General features: G+C 57.8%; 20 protein-coding genes. 4 read left to right on the plus strand and 16 right to left on the minus strand.

Features of this window, described 5'->3' with window-relative positions:
- Window positions 1–237 precede the first annotated feature (237 nt).
- The 9 genes from ACWR1S_RS13625 to ACWR1S_RS13665 form a co-directional block, all read right to left on the minus strand.
- Window positions 238–1,596 carry a TolC family outer membrane protein gene (locus ACWR1S_RS13625; RefSeq protein WP_454563856.1) on the minus strand — a complete coding sequence of 453 codons (1,359 nt, stop codon included), beginning with the start codon at window positions 1,594–1,596 and terminating at the stop codon, window positions 238–240.
- A gap of 2 nt (window positions 1,597–1,598) precedes the next feature.
- On the minus strand, window positions 1,599–2,948 hold the full coding sequence (locus tag ACWR1S_RS13630) for an HlyD family type I secretion periplasmic adaptor subunit (RefSeq protein WP_034154169.1): 1,350 nt from the start codon (window positions 2,946–2,948) through the stop codon (window positions 1,599–1,601).
- A complete protein-coding gene (locus ACWR1S_RS13635; RefSeq protein WP_454563857.1) occupies window positions 2,945–4,720 on the minus strand; it encodes a type I secretion system permease/ATPase in 1,776 nt (591 codons plus the stop codon). Before ACWR1S_RS13635 ends, ACWR1S_RS13630 begins: the two co-directional genes overlap by 4 nt.
- Window positions 4,721–4,929: 209 nt before the next feature.
- Window positions 4,930–5,352 carry an AprI/Inh family metalloprotease inhibitor gene (locus tag ACWR1S_RS13640; protein WP_454563858.1) on the minus strand — a complete coding sequence of 141 codons (423 nt, stop codon included), beginning with the start codon at window positions 5,350–5,352 and terminating at the stop codon, window positions 4,930–4,932.
- 93 nt (window positions 5,353–5,445) lie between these two features.
- Window positions 5,446–6,891 (minus strand): serralysin family metalloprotease, encoded by a 1,446-nt coding sequence (locus ACWR1S_RS13645; protein WP_454563859.1) that lies wholly within the window; start codon window positions 6,889–6,891, stop codon window positions 5,446–5,448.
- 405 nt (window positions 6,892–7,296) lie between these two features.
- Window positions 7,297–8,382, minus strand: a complete 1,086-nt coding sequence (locus tag ACWR1S_RS13650; RefSeq protein WP_454563860.1) for a polyamine ABC transporter substrate-binding protein — start codon at window positions 8,380–8,382, stop codon at window positions 7,297–7,299.
- A gap of 58 nt (window positions 8,383–8,440) precedes the next feature.
- Window positions 8,441–8,785: a cupin domain-containing protein gene (locus tag ACWR1S_RS13655; protein WP_454563861.1), complete on the minus strand. Its 345-nt coding sequence runs from the start codon at window positions 8,783–8,785 to the stop codon at window positions 8,441–8,443.
- A 42-nt stretch (window positions 8,786–8,827) separates the two neighbouring features.
- A complete protein-coding gene (locus ACWR1S_RS13660; protein ID WP_454563862.1) occupies window positions 8,828–10,234 on the minus strand; it encodes an NAD(P)/FAD-dependent oxidoreductase in 1,407 nt (468 codons plus the stop codon).
- A gap of 52 nt (window positions 10,235–10,286) precedes the next feature.
- Window positions 10,287–11,102 (minus strand): helix-turn-helix domain-containing protein, encoded by an 816-nt coding sequence (locus ACWR1S_RS13665; RefSeq protein WP_454563863.1) that lies wholly within the window; start codon window positions 11,100–11,102, stop codon window positions 10,287–10,289.
- 263 nt (window positions 11,103–11,365) lie between these two features.
- On the opposite strand from ACWR1S_RS13665, the gene ACWR1S_RS13670 reads away from it, so the two are divergent.
- Entirely contained in the window at window positions 11,366–11,638 is a 273-nt protein-coding gene (locus ACWR1S_RS13670; protein ID WP_038367758.1) for a DUF1652 domain-containing protein, read from the plus strand.
- Between the two features lie 49 nt (window positions 11,639–11,687).
- Here the strand turns inward: ACWR1S_RS13670 and ACWR1S_RS13675 are convergent, their stop codons facing one another.
- Window positions 11,688–14,162 (minus strand): UvrD-helicase domain-containing protein, encoded by a 2,475-nt coding sequence (locus ACWR1S_RS13675; protein WP_454563864.1) that lies wholly within the window; start codon window positions 14,160–14,162, stop codon window positions 11,688–11,690.
- Between the two features lie 279 nt (window positions 14,163–14,441).
- Between ACWR1S_RS13675 and ACWR1S_RS13680 the strand changes: the two genes are divergently transcribed.
- Window positions 14,442–15,137 carry a pirin family protein gene (locus tag ACWR1S_RS13680; RefSeq protein WP_454563865.1) on the plus strand — a complete coding sequence of 232 codons (696 nt, stop codon included), beginning with the start codon at window positions 14,442–14,444 and terminating at the stop codon, window positions 15,135–15,137.
- A gap of 69 nt (window positions 15,138–15,206) precedes the next feature.
- Here ACWR1S_RS13680 and pgm read toward each other — a convergent pair whose 3' ends face one another.
- From pgm to ACWR1S_RS13700, 4 genes are all read right to left on the minus strand, one after another.
- On the minus strand, window positions 15,207–16,853 hold the full coding sequence (gene pgm / locus ACWR1S_RS13685; protein ID WP_454563866.1) for a phosphoglucomutase (alpha-D-glucose-1,6-bisphosphate-dependent): 1,647 nt from the start codon (window positions 16,851–16,853) through the stop codon (window positions 15,207–15,209).
- A 105-nt stretch (window positions 16,854–16,958) separates the two neighbouring features.
- On the minus strand, window positions 16,959–18,359 hold the full coding sequence (locus ACWR1S_RS13690; RefSeq protein ID WP_454563867.1) for an aminotransferase-like domain-containing protein: 1,401 nt from the start codon (window positions 18,357–18,359) through the stop codon (window positions 16,959–16,961).
- Between the two features lie 49 nt (window positions 18,360–18,408).
- Window positions 18,409–19,860, minus strand: coding sequence for a hypothetical protein (locus ACWR1S_RS13695; RefSeq protein WP_454563868.1), 1,452 nt, complete (start codon window positions 19,858–19,860; stop codon window positions 18,409–18,411).
- Window positions 19,861–20,408: 548 nt separating this feature from the next.
- A complete protein-coding gene (locus tag ACWR1S_RS13700) occupies window positions 20,409–21,431 on the minus strand; it encodes a zinc-dependent alcohol dehydrogenase family protein (RefSeq protein ID WP_016983050.1) in 1,023 nt (340 codons plus the stop codon).
- A 270-nt stretch (window positions 21,432–21,701) separates the two neighbouring features.
- On the opposite strand from ACWR1S_RS13700, the gene ACWR1S_RS13705 reads away from it, so the two are divergent.
- Both ACWR1S_RS13705 and ACWR1S_RS13710 read left to right on the plus strand, forming a co-directional pair.
- On the plus strand, window positions 21,702–22,616 hold the full coding sequence (locus ACWR1S_RS13705) for a LysR family transcriptional regulator (RefSeq protein ID WP_034154182.1): 915 nt from the start codon (window positions 21,702–21,704) through the stop codon (window positions 22,614–22,616).
- Between the two features lie 59 nt (window positions 22,617–22,675).
- Complete coding sequence (locus tag ACWR1S_RS13710; protein WP_454563899.1) at window positions 22,676–23,140, plus strand: hypothetical protein; 465 nt, start codon at window positions 22,676–22,678, stop codon at window positions 23,138–23,140.
- 145 nt (window positions 23,141–23,285) lie between these two features.
- Here ACWR1S_RS13710 and ACWR1S_RS13715 read toward each other — a convergent pair whose 3' ends face one another.
- Both ACWR1S_RS13715 and ACWR1S_RS13720 read right to left on the minus strand, forming a co-directional pair.
- Complete coding sequence (locus ACWR1S_RS13715; RefSeq protein WP_454563869.1) at window positions 23,286–24,620, minus strand: McrC family protein; 1,335 nt, start codon at window positions 24,618–24,620, stop codon at window positions 23,286–23,288.
- Entirely contained in the window at window positions 24,620–26,641 is a 2,022-nt protein-coding gene (locus ACWR1S_RS13720; RefSeq protein WP_454563870.1) for an McrB family protein, read from the minus strand. The genes ACWR1S_RS13715 and ACWR1S_RS13720 overlap by 1 nt, the downstream gene beginning before the upstream one ends.
- Between the last annotated feature and the right edge of the window lie 52 nt (window positions 26,642–26,693).

The following is a 26,693-nucleotide window of genomic DNA, read 5'->3' on the forward strand; positions in this document are numbered from 1 at the left end:
GGGGCTTGCGTCATACGTCGACCTGGAAAACCGGGTCGATTGTGGATTCGGTAAAGCATTGCCCCTCACCCCAGCCCTCTCCCTGAGGGAGAGGGGGCTGACCGAGGGGGCTTGCGTCATACGTCGACCTGGAAAACCGGTCGATGTTGGATTCAGTGACGCTCGATCAGGTCGGTGTACTTCTGCAATATCCCCCAATCGGTCCCCTCTCCCCCTGGGAGAGGGTTAGGGTGAGGGCTATTGAGCGACAACAAAAGCCTCATCCACCCGCGCCAGATCCTGCTCGTTCAGCGTCCCGGCGTAGTAATGCAATTTGGTCCAGGCCATCAAATAGTCGTACCGCGCCTGCGCCAGATCGCGACGGGTGGTGAACAGTTGCTGCTCGGCGTTCAACGCGTCGAGGTTGGTCCGCTCACCACCGAGAATGCTCTGCTTGGTCGACACCACCAACGCTTCCGCCGAGCTCAGCGCTTTCTGATAAGCGCGCAATTTGCTCACCCCGGACAGGCAAGCGCTGAACTGCCGACGCAATTCGATCAGCGTCTCGCGCGTCTTGCCATCAAGCTCGTACTCGGCCTGTTCCATGGTTCGGCTGGCCTGACGCGTGGACGCCGAGACCCCGCCACCGGCATACAACGGCACGCTGACTTCAAAACCGATGGTGTTGGTTTCGTAGCGTTGGTTGTAGGTGTTGCCGCTTTCCGATTCGTTCTGGCGCATCGACGCGTAAGCACTGACTTTCGGCAGATGCCCGGCGCGATTACGCTCCACTTCATACCGCGCGACTTCCACTGCCTGACGCTGCGAGGCCAGGTTCGGGTTATTGCTCACCGCCATCTCGTGCCAGGTGTCGTAATTGGCTGGCATCAGCGCGAAGGTCTGGAAGTTCTGATCGAGCGGTGCCAGATCACCAATATCCACCGCTGGCGTGCCTACCAGTGCGCCCAGTTCACGCAGCGCCGCGTCTTGCTCGTTACGCGCCTCGATCTCCTCGGCGGTCGCCAGCTCATAGCGCGACTCAGCCTCAAGAATGTCGGTGCGCGTGCCCTCGCCCTGCTTGAACATGTGCTCGTTCTGCTGGAACTGCTGCTCGTAAGCCTTCTTTTTCGCCAGGGCGATGTCGATCTGGTCCTGCGCGAACAACGCCTTGGTGTAGTTATCCAGCACGCGAACCAGCAGTTCCTGGCTCTTGCCGCGAAAGTTTTCATCGGCGAACAGCGACTGCGCGACGCCTTTGCGATACGCGGCATAGGCCTCGTAGTCGAGCAACGGTTGTTGCAGCGTCAGGGCCGAGCCGTAACTGCTGTAGTTACGGTCGTCGGTACGGTTGCGCGCGCGCTCATCGAGAGACGTAGCTTTCGACGTGTTACGGCCCTTGTTGTAGGTGTAACCAATGCGCGGCAGCAATCCGGCGCGGCCAATGGCGCGGTTTTCCAGGCCGGCGTCACGCTCCTTGATCGCCCCGAGGAACACCGGGTCATTGCGCAACGCCTGTTCGTAGATCTCGAACGGCCCCATGGCCGCTACTGCTGAGTGACTCGCGAGCAGCATCATTACCGCCCCGAGCATGGAAAGCTTATTCATACAGCCGAACATCCTTATTCCTCGGTCAACGCGGAGCCGGCCCGGTCGAGCAGCGGTTTGAACAGATAGTTGAGGAGTGAACGTTCGCCGGTGCGCACGAACATTTCTGCCGGCATGCCGGGCTTGATCACCAGGCCGTTGAGTTTTTCCATGGCCTGATCGCTGACGCTACTGCGCAGGACGTAGTACGGCACGCCGGTTTTCTCGTCGACCATCTGGTCGGCGGAAATCAGGCTGACTTCACCCGGCACACGCGGGGTTTTGCTCTGGTTGAACGCGGTAAACAGAATGTCCACCGGCAAATGCGCGCCGACCTTGTCGATCAGGTTGATCGGCAAGTGCCCTTCCACTTCCAGCGTGGTGCCTTGCGGGACGATCTCCAGCAACGTTTCGCCTTGGCGCACCACCGCGCCCTCGGTGTGCACGCCGAGATTGACCGCGACGCCGTCGGCGGTGGCGATGATTTCGCTGTGTTGCAGGTCGAAACCGGCGGAAGTCAGTTGCTCCGACAGGGTCACGCTTTTCAGCTGCGCGTCGGCCAGTTGCGTGCGGACTTCCTTCTGGTATTCCTCGGCGTGCTGTTGCAGCTTCAGGCGCGACTCGAGGATGCCCTGTTCCACGCGGCCGCTTTCACCGGTGTTTTCCGCCAGTTGCTGCTGCACTTGCGACAGTTGGCGCTGGTACTCCATCAAGCGGTTACGCGGGATGTAGCCGTTGTCAGCCAGCGGTTGCAGATTGCTCAACTGCTGTTGTAGCGAGTCGGCCTGGGCGTTGAGATCGGTACGGGCGCGGCGCATGCCGGCCAGTTGTGCGGTGGCACCTTCGATGCTCGCGCGCAGTCCGGCCTGCTCGCGGTAGTACGCCTCGCGGCGGCTGCTGAACAGTTGCCGCTGGCCTTCCAGCACCAGTGCCAGACGCGGGTCAGGGTCATTGCTCAGTTCGGCCGGAAAGGTCACTTGCTTGAGGTTGTCACGTTCGGCCTGCCAGCGCGCGAGGCTGGCCCAGGCCATGCGGTATTGCGCTTGCAGCGACTGCACATCAGCGGCGACTTGCGTCTGATCGAGGCGGAACAGCGGCTGGCCCTGCTTCACGATTTCGCCTTCGCGCACCAGAATCCGGCTGACCACACCGCTGCTCATCGACTGCACGGCTTTGCGTTTGCCCGACACGACGACCGTGCCCTGCACCGGAATGCCTTGATCCAGTGGCGCCAAGGCTGCCCAGGTGAAGAAACTGCCGGCGCCGACGATCGCCAGAATCCAGCCCATGCGCGCAAAAAATTTCGCATCGCGTTCCGGGCGTTCGGTGATGTAAGCGTGTTCCATGCTCGCTTCGTTTTCAGTGTTCATGCTTGCGCTGCTCATACACCCGAATTCCTTGTCGAGGGCTGATACTGTCGGCTCATGCTGAGCCCGCCCGGTGCCTGCGCAGCTTTTTCCCGTTGTTGCTCCTGCTGGCCGGAAAGTGCCTTGAGCACGTCCTGGCTGGGACCAAACGCCTGCAAGCGACCGTCGTTGAGCACCAGCAATTTGTCAGCCTGGGCCAGCACCGAAGAACGGTGCGTCACCAATACCACCGTGGTGCCTTGAGCTTTCAGCGCGGCGATAGCGCTGGCCAGTGCCGCTTCGCCGACGGTATCGAGGTTGGAGTTCGGTTCGTCCAGTACCACCAGACTCGGCGTGCCATACATGGAACGCGCCAGTGCCACGCGCTGTTTCTGGCCGCCGGACAAACCACTGCCGTCCTCGCCCAGTTGCGTGTCGTAGCCTTGCGGCAGACGCAGGATCATTTCGTGCACGCCAGCCTGTTGCGCGGCGGCAACGACTTTCTGCGGATCGGCCTCGCTGAAACGGGCGATGTTCTCGGCGATGCTGCCGCTGAACAGTTCGATGTCTTGCGGCAAATAACCGATGTACGGGCCGAGTTGGTCGCGGTTCCAGCGATGAATATCGGCGCCATCGAGACGCACGGTGCCGCCCAGAGTCGGCCAGACACCGACCAGCACCCGAGCGAGGGTCGACTTGCCGGAGCCGGAAGCACCGAGCACGCCGAGCACTTCGCCGGCATTCAGATTGAAATTGACCATTTGCAGAGTTGCCGCGCGGTGCCCCGGTGGGCCGGCGCTGACCTGTTCGAAGGTGATCTGGCCTTTCGGCGCCGGCAGCGCCATGGCGTCGTCACTCGGCGGGAACGCTTGCAGCAGCGCATCGAGACGGCGGTAAGCCAGCTTCGCCCCGCTCCACTGCTTCCACACCGCAATCAACTGGTCGATCGGGCTGAGTACGCGCCCCATCAAAATCGAACCGGCAATCATCATCCCGGCGGTCATATCACCCTTGATCACCAGCAATGCACCCAGGCCCAAGACCAACGATTGCAGGCACAGGCGCAGGGTTTTACTCACAGAACTGATCACCGCACCGGTGTCGCTGGCCTGATTCTGCAGACCAAGGAATCGCGAGTGCACCTGGAACCAGCGCTTGCGCAGTGAGCCGAGCATGCCCATCGCCTGAATGGTTTCGGCGTTGTGCAAATGGCTGGTGGCTAACTGGCTGGACTTCTGCGAGTAACCGGCGGCTTCGCCCAGCGGCTTTTTGGTCATGTATTCGTTGAGGCAGGCCAGCCCGATCAGCAACAGTGCGCCCGCTGTTGCGAGGACGCCGAGCCAGACGTTGAACAGGTAAATCACAAACAGGTAGACCGGGAACCACGGCGCATCGAAAAACGCGAACAGCGCAGGGCCGGTGACAAATTGGCGGATGTGCGTCAGATCGCCCAGCGACTGCCCGGCGTTGCCCTCGCCTTTGAACAGGTTGCGTTCGAATGCCGCCTGGTAAACCCGCAGGTTGAAGCGGCGCTCCAACTGACTGCCGATGCGGATGACGATAAAGCTGCGGACCACTTCCAGCATGCCGATGAAGGCAAAGAAGCCGACGACCATCAACGACAGCATTGCCAGGGTCGTTTCGTTCTGCGACGACAGCACCCGGTCATAGACCTGGAGCATATAGATGGAGGGCACCAGCATCAGCACGTTAATCAGCGCGGTAAAGCAGCCGACGCTGATCAGAATACTTTTGTAATCAGCCAATGCCTTGAATAAGGGAGCGGTGGCTGGGGCCTTCGCCATCTTCATTGATTCTTCCTGAAATGATTGGACCCGCCACACTTGGGCGAGACTTCAATTAATGTTGCGCTTACCTGCGAAAGATGACTTGCAAGTACCCGCTTACACTTTCATAACAACTGGCGCAAATAACGGCGGTGCAGTTGCCACTCAGTGTTTCTTATAACCAACGGCTGGCGCTTTATATTAAAACTTTGTCGCAGACTGGATCATCACAACTATTGCGCTGTGCGCTCGAGGGTAATCACCAGACCCGACTTCAAAGTGGTCAGATAGAGCCCGTCACGTTGTCGGCTGAAGAACTGGATTCTTGAGCCTTCCTTGCCGGTGATGGACAGGCCGTCAGGGTCGGGAAACCAGCCGATCGGAAGTTCTTCAAGCCAGGCACCCAGGCAGTCGGCGCCCTCGCCCAAGGTCTTGTTTACTTTCAATTCCAGGGAGCAAGTGTTGGAAGGTTTGTCCTGCTGCTTTTGCGCTTGTGGATCATCACCTCGGGTGGACAGCGTCGCGTGCCACTGCCCGGCAAATACGGAGGGTTCTTCGAGTCTGAGGCTGCTTGCCATGCTGGTTTCTCCTGAAATCATGAAGAGCGCCGCCGAGAGCCACGCCGCTACCGTGTAGGTAAAAGCTTTATAGATCATAGGAATATTCGCTCCGGCGTGTAGCCTTGCTTACCTGCCAATACGATGCAAGCAAAGAAAGCGGCGCATCACGCGCCGCTTTCCACTGCTACATCACGCCACGATGTCGCTGGTCGCTGCCTGGCCAACGGTGCTGACCTGGAAATCAGCCACGCCGTGCCCGGAGAAGTCCACCGAGAGCAGGCTGTTGCCGCCCGACGAGGTCAGGATGGCGTCGCCGGCAGAACCGGTGAAGCTGCTGACGAAGTGCAGGCCTGCACCGTTGGTGATGCCGGTCAGGTCGATTTTGTCCAGCCCGCTGACAAAATCGAGGATCTGATCGATCGCACCCGGCTTGGAATCGGAACTGGCCGCGAACACAAAGGTGTCCGAACCGGCACCGCCCCACAGCTTGTCAGCACCGCCAGCGCCGTAGAGGATGTCGTTGCCGGCACCGCCCTTGAGCTCGTTGGCCACGCTGTTGCCGATCAGCAGATCGTTACCCGAACCGCCAATGGCGTTCTCGATGATCGCGCCCTTGGCGATGGACACGTTGCCCACCAGGCCGCCAACGTCGGAGAACGAGGCGTCATTGAGGTTGATCTTCTGGTTCTGGGTGAAACCGGAGAAGTCCAGAGTATCTTTGCCGCCCGCGTCCCACACCGAGAACACCACTTTGTCACTCGACGACGAAGCGCTGAGGAAATCGCGGCCAGTGTTGGAGTTGAAGCCGTAGGTGGTGTCACCGGTACGGGTGGTGGTGTTGGCACCGTAGAGCTTCTGGATGGCAGCGATATCGTCCATCAGCGGGCCGGACGAATACGCTTCGACACCGCCCTTGCTGAAGTTCTGATTGGTGTTGCTTTCGCTCCAGTAGCTCATGACGCTGTAGCCGCGGGTGTCTTGCCCGTAAGACGCGTCGTTGTAGGTCGGGTTGCCATTACCGGCGTTGTAGTCGCCAGGGTGAGCGAGGCCCAGGCTGTGGCCGATTTCGTGCGTCAGGGTCTGACGACCGTAGTTGTTCAGATCCGGGTTTTTGTTCTGCGTGTAGCCACTGTTGATCAGGTACCACGAGGTGCCGTCATAACCGGCGCCCGTGCCTGGCAGATAAGCGAACGCTGCAGCGCCGTCCTGGCCACCGCTGTAGTTACCGAAGGTCATGTGGCCGTCACCGCCCGTGGCTTTCTCGGTGAAGGTCACATTGGCCACGTCAGCCCAGGATTGCATGGCGAGCTTGGCCTGGGCTTGTTGTTGTGCACTGAACTGACTGAACCCGCTGATCCCGTGCTTGTTCATCGTGCTGGACGATGCCGAAGTCAGGAACGTGTAGGTGAGTTCGATCTTGCCGCTGCCGTCCTTGTCCTGGTAGGCAGCGCCGTCGCGCAGCAACTGGGTTGCGGCCTGGTCGACGGAGAAGGAGGGTTTGCCATTGACCGTGAGGTTGCCGCCACGGTCGTACTGATGGCTGAAGCTATTGATCTGGTTGTACGCCGAGCTGAAGGCAGACAGCTGAAAAGCCTGTTCGGCGGTATCAATAGCATTCGCTTTAACTTTCGACATAAACACACTTCCTTGTTTAGCAATGGAACAGTTTTTGTCCGACAGGACGATCTCTGGCGAGGTCGTCCTATCACTCGCCCAATGAAGGCGTAAGAAACCTGACACAATTTGAAATCTGCCGTAAAGGATTTTTTTGAGATCAAATCGGGCTGTTTCGGGAAACTGCCGTAAACAAAGCGTGCGGGGGTGAAAGAATGTTTTAGTTGCGAAGCTTTTGCCTAATTGTCTGACGGTTTTCTATTTAAATATTAAATATGGGTAAGTTGTTTTTTGTTAGGCGCGTCTCACTTTGCTGCACTTTATTAGTGCGATGCCAGTGTATTGATATCAACCAGCCAAACACTGAAAGACATTGTGGGAGCGAGCCTGCTCGCTCCCACAGGGGATTTATGTATGCCTTAGTGATTAGCTACCGGTACGAATCTTGTTCCACACCCGCGTGCGAATCCGGTCAATGTTCAACGGCATCGCCTCCAACGCAAACAGCTTGCCCATCATCTCCGGGCTCGGATAAACCTTGGTGTCGTTCTTGATCGCCGGGTCGATCAGGCTGTCCGCCTGCTCGTTACCATTGGCGTAATGCACGTAGTTGCTGATCCCAGCCATCACGTCCGGGCGCAGCAGGTAGTTCATGAACGCGTAACCGGCCTTCTCGTCCGGCGCATCGGCGGGCATGGCGACCATGTCGAACCAGATTGCCGCGCCTTCCTTGGGAATGTTGTAGCCGATGTCGACACCGTTCTTGGCTTCCTTGGCGCGGTTCTCGGCTTGCAGGATGTCGCCGGAGAAACCGACCGCCACGCAAATGTCGCCGTTGGCCAGGTCGCTGGTGTATTTCGAAGAGTGGAAGTAGCTGACATACGGCCGCACTTTCATCAGCAGCGCTTCGGCCTTTTTGTAGTCCTCGGGATTTTTGCTGTGATGCGGCAAGCCCAAGTAGTTGAGCGCCGCGGGCAGCAATTCCGGGCCGTTGTCGAGGATCGCCACACCGCACTTCTGCAGCTTTTCCATGTACTCGGGCTTGAAAATCAGGTCCCAGGAATCCACCGGTGCGTCGTCGCCGAGCACGGCTTTGACTTTGGCGATGTTGTAGCCGATGCCGGTGCTGCCCCACAGATAGGGAAAGCCGTGTTCGTTGTTCGGGTCGTTGGTCTGCAGCGCTTTGAGCAGCACCGGATTGAGATTCTTCCAGTTCGGCAACCGGCTCTTGTCGAGCTTCTTCAGTGCCCCACCCTGAATCTGCCGGGCCATGAAGTGGTTGGACGGGAACACCACGTCGTAACCGGATTTCCCGGTCATCAACTTGCCGTCGAGGGTTTCGTTGCTGTCGTAGACGTCATAGGTGACACCCACGCCGGTTTCTTTCTCGAAGTTCTTGGTGGTGTCCGGCGCGATGTAGTCGGACCAGTTGTAAACCTTGACCGTTTCCGCTGCCTGAGCAAGGGAAACAGCGAGCATCAGCGGTGCCAGAGCGAGGGTCTTGCGGATCATGGATCGATTCCTGTGTGGGTTTTCTTTTTTGTTGGCAGGCAATCAAAGGATCAAACAATCAGAAAATCAGCACGTAGCTCTTGCGCACGGTTTCCTGGATATCCCAGATACCGAGCGTGTTGGCTGGCAACATCAGTGCGTCGCCGCCTTGGATGTGCAGGGTTTCGCCGCCACCGTCGGGGGTGAACGTGCATCGCCCGGAGATGAAATGGCAGAACTCCTGCGCGGTGATCTGCCGACGCCAGCGCCCGGGCGTGCATTCCCAGACGCCGGTTTCAACGCCGTCGTCGCGCTCGACGCTGGTGGTCGAGGCAATTGCGATCGGCTCGCCGAGGGGCACGGCCACCGGGTTGGATTCGTCGAGTGGCAATGTCGCGGTGTTTTTGAACTGGGTAATGCTCATGGTCTGACCTGTCTTTTGGGCTTTCTTGAAGTCAATCGGCGTTTAGTGCATGAAACCTTCCATGAACCCCGCGACCTGGCTGGCGAGCTTGCGCCGCCACGGCGCGGTTGCCGGGTTGGCCAGGGTCTGGTCTTCGTGGACGAAACTTTTGATGATCGCGTTGTAGCCGAGCCAGCGGCACGGTTCTGGCTCCCAGGCGCGCAGTGCGTGAATGCCGCCGTCGGGTAGCACCCATGGCTGCTGAGTCAGTTCGGTGTCGCGTTCGAGAATCAGATCCGCCAGCGTGCGGCCGCCAAGGTTGCTGGCGCCGACGCCCTCCCCGCCATAACCGCCGGACAGCGCGATGCCGTTGGCGCGATCGCAGAGCATGTGCGGCTTGAAGTGCCGGGACATCCCAAGGTTGCCGCCCCAGGCGTGGGTGATCTGCACGTTTTTCAGCTGGGGGAACAGTTCGCCAAACAGATAACGGCGCAGCTCGACTTCATCACGAGTCAGATCAAAGTTATGGCGCAGCTTGCCAGCGAACTGGTAACCGCCACGGGCGCCGAAGATCAGACGATTGTCGGCGCTGCGCTGGCCGTAGGTGACTTGGCGGCTGAATTCGCTGAAGGCCTGGCCACGATTGAGGCCGATTTCGTCCCAGGTCGCTGCCGACAACGGCTCGGTGGCGACAATCAGGCTTTGCACCGGCAGCTGATAGCGACCCAGCGGCGGCAAGGTCACCGAATAGCCTTCGACGGCCGGTACGATCCAGCGACTGCGCACGCTGGCTTTCGCGGTACGCAAACTGCCCGACTGCCAATGCGTGACCGGGCTGTTTTCGTAGATCTTCACGCCCATGTTCTGCACGGTGCGCGCCAGACCGCGCACCAGTTTCGCCGGATGAATGGTCGCCACGTGCGGCGCGTAAATCCCGCCGTACGGTTTGGCCACACGGATCTGTTGCGCGAGTTGTTCGGGGCTGAGCCAGCGGTAATCGTCGTCGGTCAGACCCTGGGCGTGCAGTTTGGCCAGATATTCACGCAGTGTGGCTTCCTGCTCTGGATAGCGCGCGGCGCAGTACAGCACACCGCCCTTGCGATAATCGCAGTCGATGCCTTCGCGTTCGAGAACGACTTCCACTTCATCGGGAATGCTGTGCAGCAGATCAAAAGAAGCGCGGCGCTGCTCGGGTGACAGCCCGGCCAGCAAGCGATCCTCGCCGAGCAGATTGCCCATCAGCCAGCCGCCATTGCGACCGGAAGCACCAAAACCGGCGGTTTGCGCCTCGACGATGGCAATGTCGAGCCCCGGCGCGAGTTTCTTCAGGTAGTACGCCGTCCACAGTCCGGTGTAACCGGCGCCGATGATCGCCACGTCGACGTCCAGATCCCGCTCAAGCTCGGGCCGCGCGGTCAGCGGCTCATCGAGTTGATCCATCCACAAACTGATAGTGCGCCACGCCGCCATGCAAGACTCCGCCACTGAAATGCTTCGATGGCGTCGATCCTAGTGCGCGGGTTCAGGAGAAGTCTTGCGCGCGTGTCCGCAAAGAAATTTGTTTAACGTAAGCCTTCGGAGACTGGCCAGTGTGCTGGCGGAAACAGCTGTAGAACGCCGACAACGAGTTGAAACCGGCAGCGAACGCCAGTTCATCGATGCGCACCGGCGGCGTGGCGTTGTCGAGTGCGCGCAGCAGATGTTGCAGGCGCGCCTGATTGACGTAGCGGTAGAAGCTTTGCCCAAGCACCTGGTTGAGCAGATAGGAAATCTGATTGCGACTGTAGCCGCACTCCTTCGCCACTCGCTGCAAGTCGAGTTCGGGGTCGAGGTACGGCTGCTGCTTTTCGAAGTACTGTTGCAGGTCTTCAGCCATGAAGCTCAATTGACGCGGCGACAGGCCCAGACGACTCACTGCCGGGCGCTGACTTGACGAGGCCGTGTCAGCAGTTTGCGTGCGCACCAGCGAGGCGTATTCGTTGACGCGCCAGATCAACCCGTCCTTGACCGTGATCGCTTCGCTGGAGCGAAACGACACCAGCCCGTCACCGCCGCGCAAGGTCACTTCGTATTGAATGAACGCGGTATTGCCGTCGACGCGAATGCGGTCGCAATGCTCAAGCAGTTCGTCGGATTCTCGCGGCATGCTGACCCGCACGTATTCGCGCAACTCGTCGAGACCGAGCACGCGGTTCTGAAAGAAATCGTTGTACTGAATGTCCGGGTGATACAGCGCCATGACGCTGTCGAGGTCGCGGTGCTTCCAGCTCAGGTGATAGCGCATGACCGTGGCAGCCGTGGCTTGGGTCTGCTCCGGGCCGTCGTCGTCGGCGTGCATAAAAGGCTCAGCGAAAAAGAACCGAGCTTGCCCAAGTTCGGCACAGGCTTCAATGACTAATCCGTAGTGGCCTTTTGGCGACAATTGCGTACGCCGTGACTTACATCAAAAAATGCGAAGCAATCGCAAAAAGAACTGAAAAATCTCACAGGAATTTCACACCGGGATGCTACTTTTAATGTCAGTCACCGGTTGAGCCAATGAAGGCTCTTCCCACCTAACATGAGCAAACGGAAGCGCTCGATGAAGAAGGCGGGCAACACATGAATAAAGGGTCAAGCAAAGTCACCTTTCCCAACGCATGTCAGTTGATGCGTTGGCATTTTCATCCCATGGGTTTCGAGGCGACGATGGACGCGCCGGGCAGCATGATCGCCCGTTTGTTTGATCGTGCGAGTGGCGAAACCATGATCGCCATCGCCGGCATCCCGTGCGCGACGGTGATGAATGCTGCGGATGTCGAGCGAATTATCGAGGCTGTGGAGGACGAACTGGAAGCCTTCGTACCTCCGGAGTCTCTCAGGAGTTACGCATAAGCTTTTGATTTAGAACAAAAAGCCCACATCTCTGTGGGCTTTTTTGTGCCTATGCAGTTTGTTTGGTGACACGGTGATCGACGAAGAACGGCTTGCCCTTCGCCACCCGGTCGGATGCCCGTGGCATGTTCACCGCTTGCGCTTCCTGTGGTTCGACGTACCAGTAGCAATGGCTGACCGCCCGCGTGATGCCGACATAGGCCAGGCGCAGGATCTCGTCCTTTTGCGCATTGTCATACGGCTCGCTGTCGCCCGACTTACCCAAACCTGCCATGCGATAGACCTGGTTCTTGTAAGGCGAACTGGTCAGGTGCTGGCAATCACCGAGCAAAAACACTGCATCCGCCTGCAAGCCTTTGGCACTGTGGTACGTAAGCTGTTTCAGGCGCCGCGCTTCGTACGGCAAGCTCGAATCCACATTAACTACGGACTGAATATGCTCTTCAATCAATAACTTATCGCTGCTTTTTCGATACAGCATCAAGATTGAATGACCCTGACGATAGTGTTCGGCGAGGCGCTGACCCAAGGCCTGATCATCGCGCTCCAGTACGTTGACCGGCTGCAATGGCTTGGGCGCGCCGCTGGCCTTGGCTTTTTTACCGGGGATCGCCGGCGCCGCGCGGACGATGTGTTCAGCGGCATCAATAATGTGTTGATGGCTGCGGTAATTGTCACTGAGCATCACCCGCGTAGTGCTCGGCGACGGGAACTCCTTGTCGAACGCCATGAAGTAACTTGGCGAACTGCCGCGCCAGCCGTAAATCGACTGCCAGTCATCACCGACACACAACAGCGACGAACGTTGCGCCCCCCGCCCGACATGCATGGCCGGGCCTCGACTGCGGATTTCGTTGAGGCTGGCGCGTATCCACGAAACGATCTGCGGCGATACATCCTGAAACTCATCGATCATCAAGTGCGACAGCGGCCTGAGCAACTCATCGCTCAACAGTTTGAGGTTTTCCGGTGAGTGCTCGCTGAACAACGCGAACATGCGGTTATAGGTCATGACCGGCGGCTTTTGATCGAGCAGATGATCTTCAAATGCGCGCCAGAACAGGCTCAAGGCCTCGAAGAAGAACCGGTCCGGATCATCCTTGGCAAAGCTCATGCGGCCGACGGCGTCAGGCACATCCAGGCCCAGATTCTCGATAAAGCCTGCCGCTGCGACAAAACAGTCGAGCAACGGCGCGGAGGCCAGTTCACCTTTAACCTTGTAATCAAAGCCCGGTCCGGCGCTGGCATCACCCGCCAACGTTGCCAGAACACGTCTCGACGACTCATAGCTATCCAACCAAATCAAAGGCTTACGACAGAAAGCTTGAAACAGGGTGCGTTTCACCGCCCACTCTGCGCGCACGCTGAGCTTGGCGTTTGGCCGGCTCAGCTGCGGGTTTTCCCGCGGATCGAAGCCGAGCACCACCCACGCATCCAGGCTCGGAATGTAGCCGTGGCAATGGAATGATGCCCCGTTGATATCGAAACTCTGTCGGTTCGGCTCAATGCCCTTGATCGGCCAGGCGCCAGCGCGGAACCACAGATCTTCGATGGCGTCGCACAGTTCTTCGTCGCGCCGGGAGGCCAGCTCCGTCACCGCAACGCGCTTCTGCACGTCCGGGTGATCACGCTCCAGCTCCCTGAGCTGTAGACCGGCCCGGGACAGCGGCTGAATCAGTTGGCGGAAACGTTCGTCTTCGTTGAACAAACGGTGATAGCAGGCGTTGAGTTGCTGACGTTGCGCATCGTTGATGCGCAGATCGAACGGATTACTGTCGACTTCGTCATCGGCACCTTGCGCTCGATGGCTGAGGTTTTCAAAAGCCTGCAAGCGCTCAAAACCCGGCAAGCTGCGCACCATCGGCAGAATGCGCGAGTGGAAGGTACGCACCAGTTCGCGCGCCTGGCGCAGGTTCAACGCCTGGCCCCAGAGCCCGAACAGCTCGATCAGCTTATTAATGAAATCCTTGCGCGACTCGCGGGTGAAGGTCACCACGGTCATCGAATCAAGCTCAAAACCCAGATAGTGATTGAGCAAAAGAATTCGCAGCACCAGTGTGGTGGACTTCCCCGCACCGGCGCCGGCGACCACTGAGGTCGACGGTGTTTCGCTGAAAATCATTTTCCATTGCGCGACGCTCGGCTGAGCGTGCTCAGGCAACAAACGGGCGACATCGGCCTTCATGCGTTTCTTCAATTCCGCTGTCAGCGGCAGACGCCAATCGTCAAACAGATGATTATCGACGCTTGGCGGGCGATGCTCGGTGTTGCGGCTGTCACGGATCAGCAGCACCTGCCGACCTTCTTCCAGCCCCTCAAGCTTGCCTTCCGTGAATCCATATTCGACGCCAGCGGTATGGCCGCTGCGAAAGCCATCGGCCTGACCGTGCAACCACGAGGCTCGGTGCTGCGCGCGCAAACGGGTCAAACCATGGCCGAAGAAGCGCGCAGCCAGGCGTTTTAACCATGGCATCTCGGCCAGGGGGCGAAGTTCGGGAGGAAGATCGGGGGTGTGTTGCGCCACGCTGACGGGCTCCAGTGTGTGAGGCTGTTGCGGCTATGGTGTCTGTATTTGCCGCTCAGTTCTAGCGAAATGCTTACAGGTCATTGGTTTAGGCGATGAACTGAAGGTGAGATGAGACCCTTTGGAGCGTGTTTCTTATCAGTCATTTCGATCATAACGCCGCACTTTTTCCGCTTTTTATCGATTATTAACTGATAGATGATGGCCGTCATAAACCACCGGTGTCGCGTCGGGTGTCAATCATTCACACCCCATGATGAACCTTTTGAGGAGACGATCATGCTTGAACTCAGACCTTTCAGCTCGCTGGGCGGCGCCCACCACGGCTGGTTGGATGCCCATCACCACTTTTCGTTCGCCGAGTACTACGACCCGCAGCGCATGAGCTGGGGCAACCTGCGGGTATGGAATGACGACGTGATCGCGGCGGGCACCGGGTTCCCGCAGCATCCGCATCGCGACATGGAAATCATCACCTATGTCCGTGAAGGCGCGATTACTCACCAGGACAATCTGGGCAACAAGGGCCGCACCGAGGCTGGTGATGTCCAAGTGATGAGCGCCGGCACCGGCATCGCTCACAGCGAATACAACCTGGAAGCGAAAGACACCAAGATCTTCCAGATCTGGATTCTGCCGACGGAAACCGGCGCACCGCCATCGTGGGGCGCAAAACCGTTTCCGAAAGGCCAGCGCGAGGGCTTTGTCACCTTGGCCAGTGGCAAGGACGGCGATGACCAGAGCCTGCGGATTCGCGCTGATGCGCGATTGGTCGCGGCCAATCTCAAGGCGGGTGAAACGGCGGAATATCGTCTGGATGAAGGCCGTCGCGCCTATCTGGTACCGGCCACCGGCATGATTGAAGTCAACGGCTTGCGTGCGCAAGCTCGAGACGGTGTGGCGGTGGCGCATGAGCGCGTGCTGAGCGTCACGGCCATTGAGGACAGTGAAATCGTCCTGGTGGATTTGGCGTAATCGCCTGAAGGGCAGACAAAAAAAGGGGCAACCATAATGGTTGCCCCTTTTTTCATGCACTTGCGAACATCACTTGCTGGAGATGGCGCCATCCACCAGCGTCTGCGCTTCAACGACCAATTGCTTGAGGTGGTCGTCACTGATGAAGCTTTCGGCGTAGATCTTGTAGATGTCTTCGGTGCCCGACGGACGCGCGGCGAACCAGCCGTTTTCAGTCATCACTTTCAGCCCACCAATCGCCTGGTCGTTGCCCGGTGCATGGCTGAGAATGCTCTGGATTTTCTCGCCGGCCAGCTCAGTCGAGGTGACCTGCGCAGGCGACAACTTGCTCAGCAACGCTTTCTGCTCCGGATTGGCCTTGGCATCGACGCGCACCGAGAACGGTTCGCCCAACTCATCGGTCAATGCCTTGTAGGCCTGGCTCGGATCACGACCGGTGCGAGCAGTCATTTCAGCGGCGAGCAACGCCGGGATCAGACCGTCCTTGTCGGTGCTCCACACGCCACCATCCTTGCGCAGGAACGATGCACCCGCGCTCTCTTCGCCACCGAAACCGAGTGAGCCATCGAACAGGCCATCGGCGAACCATTTGAAACCGACCGGAACTTCGTACAGACGGCGTCCCAGACGCTTGGCCACGCGATCAATCAAACCGCTGCTGACCACGGTTTTACCAACGCCAGCATCCGCGCGCCATTGTGGGCGGTTCTGGAACAGGTAATCGATCGAGACAGCGAGATAGTTGTTCGGCGCGAGCAAACCACCGGATGGCGTGACGATGCCATGACGGTCGTGATCAGGGTCGCAGGCGAAAGCAACGTCGAAACGCTCCTTGAGGCCGATCAGGCCTTGCATCGCGTGGCTGGACGACGGATCCATGCGAATCTGGCCATCCCAGTCGACGGTCATGAAACGGAACGTCGCATCGACTTCCTTATTGACCACTTGCAGATCGAGACGGTAATGCTCGGCAATCGCCGACCAGTAGCGCACCCCCGCTCCGCCCAGCGGATCAACACCCAGACGCAGTTTGGCGTCACGAATGGCATCGAAGTCGATGACGTTGATCAGGTCGGCCACGTAGGTGTTCAGGTAATCGTGACGATGCGTGGTGCTGGCCTTGAGCGCCTGCTCGTAGCTGATGCGTTTCACACCGGCCAGTTTGGCGCCCAGCAATTCGTTGGCCTTGGCTTCGATCCACTTGGTGATGTGGGTGTCGGCCGGGCCGCCGTTGGTTGGGTTGTACTTGTAACCACCGCTTTGTGGCGGGTTGTGCGACGGCGTGATGACGATGCCGTCCGCCAGGCCCGAGGTGCGGCCACGGTTGTAGCAGAGAATGGCGTGGGAGATGGCGGGCGTCGGCGTGTATTCATCACCTTCGGCGATCATCACGGTCACACCGTTGGCGGCCAGCACTTCCAGCGCGCTGGCCCCGGCTGGAGTCGACAGTGCGTGGGTGTCGATGCCGACAAACAGCGGCCCGGTGATGCCCTGGGCTTCGCGGTACAGGCAGATCGCCTGGCTGATGGCCAGAACGTGCCACTCGTTGAAACTCAAGTCGAACGAGCTGCCCCGGTGCCCGGATGTACCGAACGCCACACGCTGAGTGGAAATCGAGGCGTCGGGCTGTCCGGTGTAGTAAGCCGTTACCAGTCGCGGGATATCGACCAACAATTCTGCCGGTGCCGGTTTGCCCGCAAAAGGACTGAGTGTCATGCAAAACCTCTGGAATAGAGTGGTTCAGGAATAGAGCGCAGTTTACTGGCAGTTTGACCGCAGTGCGATGGGATCTATCCGGCACTCTCCCGATGTTTTTTAACGTTACTCTCCGGGTGCAAGGCGCAACGCGTCGCCGATCAGCCCGACCACGCTGGCCAGATCATGATCGCCGTGGCTCAGAGGGCTCAAACGCAGATGGTGCGCATGCAGCCCTTGCAGGCTGAACAACTCGCCTGGCGCAATAATGATTTGCTGCTTCAGCAGGCGCTGGAACACCTGCGCCATGTTGACCGGCCGCAGAGAACGCACCCACACGGTTGCGCCACCCTGGGGTTCGACAACCTGCAACGCATCGCCGAGACGTTCGCGCAACAACTCGATCAATTGCGTGCGACGCTCCTTGAGCATTCGCCGCAATATCGCCAAATGCTGATCCAGCCGACCACCCGCCACCAGCCTGGCAACAGCTTTCTGGCGGATTGGCGACAAGCGAAACGCGCGCAACAGAAAATGCCGCTGCAACTCGTTGCGCCACTGCCGTGAGAGCAATATGCCGAAAGGTGCCTCGGCACCGATGAACTTCTCGAACGTGGAAAACACCAGCAGACGATCAGGGTCCAGCCAGTCGCGCAATCGTTGGGCGCCCCCTCCTTCGTGGAGTTCGCTGTAACAGTCGTTTTCCAGCACCCAGGTGCCATGACGCCCGAGCAAATGCGCAACGGCCTGCTGGTTGCTCGGCGGCAGAAGGCTGCCCCGTGGCATGCTCAACGTTGAAGACAACAGCATCAGGCGCACCGGCTCACTGTTGAGCACCGACTCCAGCCGCTGCACGTCAATCACGCCACCGGCAAGCAGCGGCAGCTCGATGACACGCACCTCGGCGACTTCCAGTAAACGCAGGATCACCCAGTCACAGGGCGACTCGACGACGATGGTGGCCTTGCGCAACTCAAGCACGGAAATCAGAACTTCCAGCACACCGCGCAGATCTGCGCCGATATAGACGTCATCTGCACACCAGTAATTGGCCGTAGACGAGGTGTAGCGCGCGGCCAGTACCGTACGCAATTCCAGCTCTCCGCAGGGTTGCACCAGCGCTTGCGGCCGGCGTGGATACTGGCGCAGCAGTTCGCGTTCAAGCATCAGTAACGGGCTGTCCAGCGGTTGCAGCGAAGCCGGCTCATCGGCACTCAGTACACACATGCCCGGGCGCCTCGCATTCACGTAAACGGTTTCCAGCAAATCACTGCCGCAGTCGGGTGAATCCATCACCTGTAGCGCTTGTGCGTAGTATCCGGACTTGGCGATTGAATAGACCCGACCCTCCTTTTCCAGCAGCGAATAGGCGTACTGGACAGTCGAGATCGACACGTTGAGCCGATCCGCCAATTGTCGCAGCGAGGGCAAGCGTACCGCCGAGCCACTCCCCGCCTCGTCGATCAGTTGCGTGAGGTATCGATAAACCGCCTGATAAACGAAGTCATTCTGCCTCGCCACCTTCACAAGCCCGCATCCGTGGGCATGGGTGCATCTCCCTGCACCAGACTCACGATCAACCCTCCGCCGATCGATCGGCGGCTGGCTCAACGACCGGCTCCTGCGAGGCGCTTTCGTCGGCAGCGGGCATGTGAACCGGCCCCATTGCATACAGACGCACAATCAGTCTGAGCGGCAGCCCGCTGACATCCGTCATCCATTTCATGACTTGTTCCGGCGCATGCAGGCCCTGCATGGCCCGGTGCAGATCCGGCAACGCCACCAACATGCCGGGATGACAATGGCGCAAAAAGCGTTCGAGCCCGGCGCCAGCATTGATGAACGGTGAAAACAACAGACACGTCAGCTGGATTTCATTCAGTTCAAAATTGGCCAGCAGAGCGCTTTCAGCCTGCATGCGCAGTCGCTCGGGTTCCTGCAGATTGCCGAAGCTCGCCAGCAACTGTTCGCATACCGGTTCGGGGACCTGTCTTTGTCGCATGGATATCAGGCTGTTTTCCAGGTAGTCGCTGACGCCAGCCTCGTAGGTCCGCCCCTCGATGAATTTTGCCTGCAAACCTCGCAAATGCGCGGCGACCAAAGGCTCGACATGTTCGTCATCACCCTGATAAAGCGTCAGGTCATCTGCCTGAAACCCCAGAAAATCACTCAGCAAAGGCCAGCGTTCTTCGAGCTTGCCGACAATCATGTCGTTGATACTGATGAAGCTGGTGCGCCGACAGGCTTCGAATTGACCTTCGGGACGCCAGGCTACCCGCTCGTCTTCGGGGTAAAACTCACGGTAATAATCGCCACCCAGCCCATCGAGCAACGGGAACAGCGCTTCAAATCCGACAGAGCTCACCCGTTGCCCGGCGATCGCAGCTTTCTGTGCGGCGCGACCCAGCCCCTCAAGGAAGTGCTTCTGTCGGCGCGCAGACTCACTGCCGATCATCGCATCGACGCCATTATTCCAACGGGCAACCTGACCGTAGAACTCGGCAGTCGCCAGGTAAGCGTCGTCCCACAGCTCGAGCGTTTCGTCCCAGGTCCGACGATGCCCGATCAGCAGCAGATTGATACGGCTGGCCTCGCGCCCGGCCTCGCCAATGGGTGCCTGATGATCAAACGGCAAGACCTCACGGTGATCCAACATCACCAGTTCGACCCGAGGATCGTCATACAGAAACAGCGCGCTGTAGCTGCGGTGCATGTTTTGCAGGGATGCCTGGCTGCTGCCGTTCCAGCGCAGGTTGGCGACCCGTAACTGAAAGGTCGCGGGCGAACGCCCGGCAATGGTCAGTTGCGCGGCCCGCAGCAATGCCAGCGTGTAACTACTGTCGCGCGACCCTGACTGGTTCACCAATACCTTGAAATGACCGATGTTCTCCATACCGCCGGCGGCCACGGCCAGTCGCTGGATCAGCAACTGCAGCGCCGTGCGTTCTGCGCGCGAGAAGAAACTCAGCAAACGTTGCAATACTTGCTGGTAGACATAGTTCATTGCCTGATCATGGATCGTGCTCATCGGTATTTACCCGGTATCGAAAGTTTCATGCCGCGCAAGCTGAAAAATCAGCCCGGCGACAATTCATCAATAAGTAATAGACGTTCGAATGCTAACACTTACAAGTTTGTAGTTATTTGAAACACTTGAGCCGGAAAAAGCGCTCCTGCCGCCGGCAACCTGCCTCAAGCCCCTGTAATTGTTGAGATATTTTTTATCGAACGAAGTCCTAGGAAACTTCCCACAAGGTCCCACGACAAGTGAGCACAAGAAAAAGAGAAGCAGCTTCCGAACAGCCCTACAACAATTAAACAAAAGTTGGCTTGATCAATCGATTTATTCGTTTGATATAGCGCAGGACAAATTGAATGCACAGGCATGACTCATTCCTTGAGATGAAAGTAATCATTCAATTATCAGGGCTTACAATGTGATTAGAAGATACAGATGGAGAGCAAAAACCAGTTCAGTTGCTGAACGGCCCCAGGCGAAACACCAGGAAGCTCTGTTTTTCAGGAGGGAGGTAAACACACAAGAGTCCGTGCGGCCACGGACTCTGATGACAGGGCTTACGCCGGTTCGACCTGCAGCGCGACCCTTTCGCGACATGGACATTCGTCCATGTAACGATGCGCTTCGACGAACTCGTTGAACGGAAATACACGCGTCTTGAGCGGCAGCAGCACGCGATCCGCGGTCAACTGGTTGATGTCACGCAAGGCACGCTGCAACGCGACGTGATCCTGAGTGATGCCCAGCTCCGGCTTGCCGGTGAAGTTGCCGATGCAGTGCACGAAGAACTGAATGTTCTTCTGGAACGCTGCACAAGCCGGGAACGGCGTCTGGTTGCCGCCTTGCAAACCGTACAACACCAGGCTGCCACGTGGCGCCAGCACATCGCCCAGCAACGACATCTGCGGGCCGCCGAGACCGTCGAACACCACGTCGACACCACGGTTGTCGGTGATCTTGTTGATGCGCATCAACAGATCTTCCTCTTCGGTGACGATGACTTTTTCCGCACCGAGGGACAGCAGGTACTCGCGCTCTTCGGCTTCTTTGGTCGCAGCGATCACCCGCACGCCCATCGCCTTGCCCAGCTGGACAAACGAAGGGCCGGCGCAATGGCTGGCATCAGTGACCAGAGCGAACTGCCCCGGTTTGACCCGCGCCAGATCGGCGTAGGCAAAGTAGGCGATCAACAACGGCGTGTAGTGCACGCTGGCTTCGATCGGGCTGAGCACATCCGGATAACGGGTCAGCGCGGTACGCGGCAACACGATCGATTCGCCGTAGACCGGGTAGTCGTTCGCACTCTCGGCCGGAAAACTGGCGACCTTGTCACCCACTGCCAGATCATCGACACCGTCGCCGACAGCGGTGATCACACCGGCCATCTCGTGACCAAGACCCGCAGGCAGTCGCGCCTGAGACGAGGCCAGATTCTGACGCCAGAGGGTGTCATACCAGCTGATGCCGATCGCCTCGACACGCACCTGCACTTCGCCAGGACCTGGCTGAGCGGCCGCATGCTCTTCGCATTTGAGCACCTCGGCCGGACCAAACTTGTGAAAACGGATCGTGCGGGACATCGCAAACCTCGTCAAAGTAACCTCTAATGCCATGAACTCTATCTGGGCTTTTGACCCAAGACTATCAGTGGCTATTAATAGTCGACATGCCTGTCATTGATTCCGCAGCAGGGGCGGCGTTGGCAAAATCCATGAAAAAACTGCTGCCACCGTTTCAGTAAAGCTGAATTTTCCGGTGCAGAGTACCAGCCTTTCCCCGTAAGATTCATGCCGGCCATTGTTCTCATATGGCCGCTCTCGTCAAGCTTGATGACTCTGCCAGGACTCCAGATGAATCGTAATGACCTGCGTCGTGTCGACCTGAACCTGTTGATCGTATTCGAAACATTGATGCACGAACGCAGTGTGACCCGGGCGGCAGAAAAGCTGTTTCTCGGCCAACCGGCGATCAGTGCGGCGCTTTCGCGCCTGCGCAGCCTGTTCGATGACCCGCTATTTGTACGCACCGGGCGCAGCATGGAACCGTCCGCCCGCGCGGTGGAAATCTTCGCCCTGCTCTCCCCGGCCCTCGATTCGATTTCGACCGCCGTCAGCCGTGCAGCCGAATTCGACCCGGCGACCAGCACCTCGGTGTTTCGTATCGGCTTGTCCGACGACGTCGAATTTGCCCTGCTGCCGATGCTGCTCAAACGCCTGCGCGCCGAATCGCCAGGCATCGTGCTGGTGATCCGTCGCGTCAACTACATATTGATGCCGGGCCTGTTGGCTTCCGGCGAGATATCCATTGGCGTCAGCTACACCACCGACCTGCCGGCCAACGCCAAACGCAAGGTCCTGCGTCGCAGCGCACCCAAACTGCTGCGCGCCGATACCGTGCCGGGGCCGTTGAGCCTGGACGACTACTGCGCACGTCCGCATGCGCTGGTGTCGTTTGCTGGTGACCTCAGTGGCTTTATTGATGAAGAGCTGGAGAAACTCGGGCGCAAACGGCATGTGGTATTGGCTGTGCCGCAGTTCAATGGCTTGAGTACGCTGTTGGCGGGCACCGATATTGTTGCGACCGTGCCGGATTACACGGCGGATGCGCTGACGGCGGCCGGTGGTGTTCGAGCGGAAGATCCACCGTTGCCGACGCGCACGTTTGAACTGCACATGGCTTGGCGTGGGTCGCAGGATAATGACCCGGGTGAGCGTTGGTTAAGGTCGCGGATTCAGATGTTTTTTGGGGATCCGGATAGTCTTTGACATCCCGTCTCTGCAGACAACAATCAGATGGCGCAGATGGCTGAATCGCAGTGATCACGATGCAGGGCCATTTCAACAAAGAGTTGGTATTCCCAGCAATGAACAGGCTCTGTCCCATCACTTGCCTTGCTGCGCTTCTTTGTACTGGCTGTGGCAAAACAGCCAGCATTCCACCGGCAAATCTCACGTTGTCGTCGTTCGAGCTCGGCCCCGCCAATCTGTTCATGGCGCACTTCAGTTCCACTGTGGACCTGGAGCGCGCGTTCAATGACTACGAAAAAGCCAATCAGCTCACGCCGACTCTGATCTGTTCTCTCAATCGAGACATGGGGTTCTCGTCTGAGCATTCAATCGCGATAAAAGCCGAAGGACGAGTGAACGCGAGCATTCAGGCAAAGCCCAACTACAAATTCTCTTCCGATCTGATCTTTTACTACACCAATCCGGATGGGACGCAACGCGACCTTAATGAAGATTTTCAGGTAACCATCACCTCGTCATCGGCAAGCATATCTGGCAGATAGGCCCGGTTATTGCCACCCTCAAACACCTTGACCACCAACGCTGCCGCGCCAAGCGACGCGCGACCAAACCCCCGTCGGCTATCCGGGGAACGGCATCATCCAGCAGACAACGCGTGCCGAGACAGCGCTGATCCATTTCAACAACTCATACCAAGAGAGCGCTTTGCCCCTCCACGATTTCGCGAGTTTCACTGCCATAGAGGCACCGACCCAAAGGTGATGTCTCTGGCAGTAACAACTTGCGGCTTTTTATGCAAAACGGCACAACCCAGAGCTTCAAGTCTTTCGAACTCGTGAAGTCGAATACAGGCAAAGGCTGAGTAAATGACTCCGTCCACGGGTAGATCAACACGACGCTCCCCGGACTCTTCAAATAGAGGTGTGCGTAGGCGTGCAATTGGTAGAAATCGCTCTGGCTGAGTTGGTATTTCTCAACACTGTTGCCCTTGGCACTATCCAGAAGCTTCCATTTCGTATCGAGCACCATGCAAGTTTGGCCGCCCTGCTCTATCAGCAAATCCGGTATGAGGCGGAACCAGCCTTGCTGCTTGTGGCTCACTAAATGGTGCTTGCTGGTCTGGGTCCGCAGATTGAAACCCTGCCGGACTTGAGCGTCGAGGTGCTTCGCCACATAAGCTTCGAACACCGCCTCCATGGGAAACAACATGGAAGGTGCGTTGTGCTTGCCTGCACCTGTCACCGGGCTGTCGCCTTGCAGGATCAACCGCGCCCAGGCAAGCGCTGGTTCGTAATAGCTCATACCCCGATCCAGCCGGATACGCTTGAGGTCCTGGGCTACATCAGTGCACACAGGCACGTCGGCGAACACGAAACACAACTCGCGCGCCAGGCGCTGGTTACCCGGTACTTTGCACATACCCAGCGCTTTGCGCAGTGCTGCATGAATGAGCCTGTTTTCTGCGCGGTCCTGAATAAACTCGTCGTATTCGGTGAAAAACCGGTCACGACGCACCACATTCTGCGACAGATGAGCAGCTATCAACAATTTGCCACGCAGGCTCGACAGATTAGCCTGCCGAGTGCTGTAGTCACTTCGAACCCCGCGCTTTACCACATCCATTGCTGACGCTAGAAACTGCTGAAGAAATACCTCGAACAACGGCATCTGTTCCTTTTGAAGATCAGCATTGGATGTCTTGATATGACGAAAGCCTCGCAGACACTTGAGCATCTCTATCAACGTTTTGCGTGCGTCCTCCACCGTCGTATTGCGACCGATCTTGGGCAGAATCTCTATTTGATAACCACAGGGAGCACAGAGCACGCCCACATAGTTGGAGAACTGAATGGCGCGCCGCCCCCGACGACTTGTCAATTTCATCCAGACCGGCGCAAGTACGTCAGGGGTCAGGCATTGCTCTTCAAGCCAGGCAAATACCTTCGCGGGGACAGTGTTGCCAATTGCACCGTCAGCCTTGGGTACCAGCGTATCGAACTCGAAAATCTGTATGGACGTCATTAAGCAAGCGTCGCGTAGATTTCGATAAAGGCTTGCGGGTGATGCAGCGCATCCGCATTCAAACGATACTGAGGCCGCAGCGAGTATTCATCCAGACCGTGATTGGCGCCAAACAGGTCCTTGGGCAGACTGTCGGTTTTCAACTCCTGGACAAACTGAAGCATGTCCGCTGATTTCTGGTTATCACCCAGTACCAGTCGAATTTTTTGCCAATCCTCGAAAAAATACTCTTCCAGCAGCGGAATGATGCGTGTCTTGAAAATGCCGCCGAGAGCCTTGAAACGCTCCTCGGACGCGAGATTTTTCAATGACGTGAAATAGGCATGGCCAATAGCGTGTTCACGGTCATACAACGCCTCGATACGCAGGTTGAGTGCCGTCAGCAACTTATCGAGATGGAGGGTATGACCGCCTTCGGAAACCGTGATTTCGGCCAACACAGACGGTTCTGGCATCAACTCGATGAATTCGAAACGACGTCGCAATGCCGTATCAACCAATGCCAGTGAGCGGTCGGCTGTGTTCATCGTCCCAATCACGTCAACATTTGAAGGAACGCTGAATGGCTTGTTCGAATAGGGCAATGTCAGGGTTACCTCATATTCACCACCCTTGCGTTTGTCGACTTCGATCAGCGTGATTAACTCGCCGAAAATCTTGCTGATGTTGCCGCGGTTGATTTCGTCGATCACCATCGCATATTGCTGATCCGGATTTTCCTGAGCCTCTTCGCACAACCGCAGGAATGCGCCTTTTTTGATCTCGTAGCGGACATCCTTTGAAGATTCTGTTTGTGTCTTTTCTGGAGTCAGGCCTTCAGGTTCGACAAGCATCGGACGCAGACCTTCGACGAACTCTTCGTAGCCGTAGGATTGGTGAAAAGTTACAAATTCGTAGCGTTTTATCCCATCGGCGGACGTGTAGCCCTCGCGAAGCAACTCTTGCAGCTTGCGTGTTTTGCCGGTGCCTGGAGGGCCAAAATAGATTTGATTAGATGGGACGATGGCTACTTCTGGAAACTCCACGCTGTTGGCCTGCTCACCTTCCTTGCCTGCTGTTTCTTCCTCGACACCGTAGTCGACCGGCCAGTAACCGGTTCGAATGGAGTGCTGCCCACGCTTTGGCCCGACGTTACTTTTACGGGCAACCGCCGCTTCGACCGACGCGACGAGTTCCTCACTCAGGTCCTGGTTTTCAGTGATCGGTTTCAACCCACCGAATGATACCCACCTAACCGACACCCGGTCTTTTCGCACAAACAACACACCCGTGGATGACCCCCTTTCCGCGCTCTTTTCCTTCCCGCCGAATACCAATTGAGTGTTAGTGGCTTTTGTAGACCACCAATCAAAACCCAGTTCGTGAATCGCAAGGGCCAACCGTACGAACAAATCAGTAGTCTTGTAATACCACTCAGGTTGCCGCTCTCTGAAGTCCTTGCAAACTTGAAAACGTTTTAGAAGTGCCGCCACTTCAGGTCGAGTGTTCAAGCCAAGATGGTCTACCATTTCGTCGTATCCAATTCCAAAATTAGTGATAGCCGCCGCACTCCAATCGACAATCTTTTGAAAGCCGAGGGCCAGGCCTTCTTCAACCGGCAAGGTCGCAACAATAGGTGAGGACTGATAAGAGCCGCGCAGTTTTTCATAGCGGTCGCGCAACGCTTTATCTGCGTTTTTTGTATCGACCAGATCAAGTTTGACGACAAAGCCCCAATTGGCATCGATACCGACGGTATAGGCCAAGCCTAAGGGAGCGTCCGCGCGAGGATAGATGCGCGCCCAGTTATAGCCCAAAAACGCCTTCTGCCACTGGCCTATGGGCCTGCGAATGACTCGAGGAGCAATGCTGTCCGGGAAGACATGCCGTTGCAGTTCAATCGCCCACAATTTGGTGATGTCGTAAGCCTCGCGCAATTGACTGTAGGCTTGGCGGTGCGCAATGTCGTTCTTGTCAAAGACCCTCTTCTGCCAGGTTCTCAAACAAACGAATTGTTCACGGGTGAAGAAGTTTGCTGCCACGTGTCGTCATCCCATCCTTGAAAGTAATCGCATGGTGCCACCACTCATATGG

The sequence above is a fragment of the Pseudomonas sp. AIG genome, assembly GCF_977020205.1.